General features: G+C 63.5%; 3 protein-coding genes. All 3 read left to right on the forward strand.

Annotation, left to right across the window (positions count from 1 at the left end):
* Nucleotides 1-119: 119 nt before the first annotated feature.
* The 3 genes from AC3WQM_RS31940 to AC3WQM_RS31950 are packed head-to-tail and all read left to right on the forward strand — an operon-like array spanning nucleotide 120 to nucleotide 2690.
* Nucleotides 120-1307 (forward strand): FAD-dependent monooxygenase, encoded by a 1188-nt coding sequence (locus AC3WQM_RS31940; protein ID WP_492683856.1) that lies wholly within the window; start codon nucleotides 120-122, stop codon nucleotides 1305-1307.
* A 28-nt stretch (nucleotides 1308-1335) separates the two neighbouring features.
* Nucleotides 1336-2205, forward strand: coding sequence for an FAD binding domain-containing protein (locus AC3WQM_RS31945; protein ID WP_492683857.1), 870 nt, complete (start codon nucleotides 1336-1338; stop codon nucleotides 2203-2205).
* A complete protein-coding gene (locus AC3WQM_RS31950; RefSeq protein ID WP_492683858.1) occupies nucleotides 2202-2690 on the forward strand; it encodes a (2Fe-2S)-binding protein in 489 nt (162 codons plus the stop codon). Before AC3WQM_RS31945 ends, AC3WQM_RS31950 begins: the two co-directional genes overlap by 4 nt.
* The last annotated feature ends 4 nt before the right edge of the window (nucleotides 2691-2694 follow it).

The raw sequence follows: 2694 nt of genomic DNA on the forward strand, positions 1-2694 counted from the left end.
GTAGAATGATTGAGCACGGTCATGGGGCGACGCCGGGCGGTTGTCGATGCTTCGGGGCGATATGCAAGCACTGGAGCGACCCTTTTTTGCGGGGCGTGCATAGACGAGCAAGGATAGAGATGACTCAGCAGAAGATTGCCGTGATCGGTGGTGGTATGGGTGGGCTGACGGCCGGCTCGCTGCTCCAGCGCGCGGGGTTCGAGAACGTGACGGTGTATGAGCAAGCCCCTGAGCTTGGGCGCATCGGAGCGGGCATCAACATTTATCCGAACGGAATGAATGTGCTGCGCGCAGCCGGTGTGGTGGACGAGATGCTGGTTCGGGGCCAAGTGCCAGAGACCTGGTTCAGTCGGGTCTGGGACACGGGCGAGATCCTGTACTCGCAACCGCAACGCGAATGGCGTGAGCGCTTCGGCGAGCCGCATGCGATCTTGCATCGTGGCGATCTGCAAGCGGCTCTGTTGCGTGGTTTGCGGCCGGGTACGATCCAGTTCGGCAAGCGCCTGGTGGGTATCGATCAGGCAGGCGAGGGGCTCAAGCTGAGCTTTACCGACGGGACGGTGGAAGAGGTGGCTGCGGTGATCGGAGCGGACGGAGTCAACTCGCGGGTGCGCGAGCTGCTCATGGGGGTGGAGCCTCCGAAGTACTCGGGGTTTGTCGCCTACCGCTCCGTATTTCCGACCTCACGGCTGTCGCGTCCGCTGGAGTCGGACGGAGCGAAGTTCTGGTCTGATCAGCGTCATTGGTCTGGCGAAGATCGCCACATGATCATCTACTACACGACCAAGGCCAAGGACGAGGTGTACTTCGTGACGGGCTCGCCTGATCCAGCCTGGGAGGGCACCTCGCCAGTGGATGTGACGATCAAGGAAGTCCAGGATCACTATGCGGGCTTTCACGAAGAGGTACAGCGGGTGATCGGTGCGTCGTTGCATATCAGCAAATGGCCGCTGCTCACGCGCGATCCGATGCCGCTGTGGAGTTCGGGGCGGGTCGTACTGTTGGGCGACGCGTGTCATCCGATGAAGCCGCACATGGGCCAAGGGGCGGGGATGGCGTTCGAGGATGCGGCGGTGCTGTCGCGGTGCATGGGCGCTCACCCGGAAGACTTCACGACAGCGTTTCGACGCTACGAGCTCACTCGTCAAGGGCGCGCCTCCAAGGTGCAGGCCATCTCGAATGCGAACACATTTCTGAAGTACGAGGAGGATCCGGCATGGTGCTTTGGCTACAACGCGATGACGGCGCCGCTGGCGGACCGGCAGGCGGATGCACCGCCGGCAGAAGCACTGGCCGGCTCGAAGTGAGCATGGTGCGCTCGGCACGGAGGTCGAGATGAAGCCGGCTGCGTTTGACTACCACGCGCCGCAGACGGTGGCGCAGGTGATCGAGCTGCTGGGCCACTATGGCATGGACGCACGCGTGCTCGCTGGCGGCCAGAGTCTGGTGCCGATCCTGAACCTGCGGGTGATGAAGCCCGCAGCGCTCATCGATCTGAACCGTTGCCCGGAGTTGGATTTCATCGAGCTGCGCGATGGGTATGTCGCGCTGGGCGCGATGACGCGTCAACTTGATGCAATGGAATCGCCGCTGGTGCGCAAACACTGCGCGCTGGTGGCCATGGCACTGGAGTGGGCTGGCCCGATCGCGGTGCGCAGCCGAGCCACGGTGGGCGGAACGATCGCACATGCAGACCGAGTGGCGGAGCTGCCGTCAGTGGCGATGGCGCTGGACGCGGTGATGGTGATTGACGGAGTAAATGGCGCGCGCGAAGTGACGGCGGCACAGTTCTTCCTTGGCGACTTGACGACCGCGGTCCTTCCTGGGGAGTTCCTGCGGGAGGTGCGATTTCCGATCTGTGGGGTGGGGTCGTACGCGCTGTTCCAGGAAGTGAGCGTCAGGCAAGAGGGGGTGGCGGTTGTTGGCCTTGCCGCATATCTGGAGCGCCAGGGCGAGCAGGTCACGAAGGTGGGGCTGGCGGCCATGGGCGTCGATGGGGTGCCGGTACGGCTGCGCAAGGCTGAGGCGCTGGTGCTGGCGCGCGGGCTGGGTGCGGATGAAGTGATTGAGCAGGTGGTGGCACAGGCGCGCGCGGAGATCGAGCCGATGTCCGATCCGTACGCGACAGGGGCTTACCGTAGGCACACGGTGGGAGTGCTGGTGGAGCGGGCCTTGCGTGGTGCAACTGGAGTAGATAACAGATGAGCGAAGCATTGAGTCAGATCGCGGTGACGGTCAATGGCGTGCGCATGGAGGCCCAGGCGCCATCGCGCATGTTGCTGGCGGACTTCCTGCGCCACAAGCTGAGACTGACGGGCACGCACGTGGGCTGCGCCCATGGCGCCTGCGGCGCATGTACGGTGGTAGTGGACGGGCGCCAGGCACGCAGTTGCTTGATGTTTGCAGTGCAGGCTCAGGAGACCTTCATCACCACGGTCGAGGGGCTGTCGACGGACGAGGGTCTGTCGACGCTGCAGCAGGAGTTCCAAAATCATCACGGACTGCAGTGCGGGTTTTGCACGCCGGGGATGTTGATTGCGGCGCAGGCCCTGCTGGACACGAATGCGGACCCAAGCGAGCAAGAGATTCGCAAGGCACTGGCAGGCAACCTGTGCCGCTGCACTGGCTACAACAGCATCGTGCGTGCCGTGCGCGCTGCTGCTCTACGAATACAAGCTGAACAAAGGTGATCAG

It is taken from the genome of Variovorax sp. FW301-JW7 (assembly GCF_058788795.1).

Excerpts from the sequence above, each read along its gene's own strand:
- AC3WQM_RS31940 (WP_492683856.1), top strand. The coding sequence starts at position 120 with ATGACTCAGCAGAAGATTGCCGTGATCGGTGGTGGTATGGGTGGGCTG.
- AC3WQM_RS31945 (WP_492683857.1), top strand. The coding sequence starts at position 1,336 with ATGAAGCCGGCTGCGTTTGACTACCACGCGCCGCAGACGGTGGCGCAG.
- AC3WQM_RS31950 (WP_492683858.1), top strand. The coding sequence starts at position 2,202 with ATGAGCGAAGCATTGAGTCAGATCGCGGTGACGGTCAATGGCGTGCGC.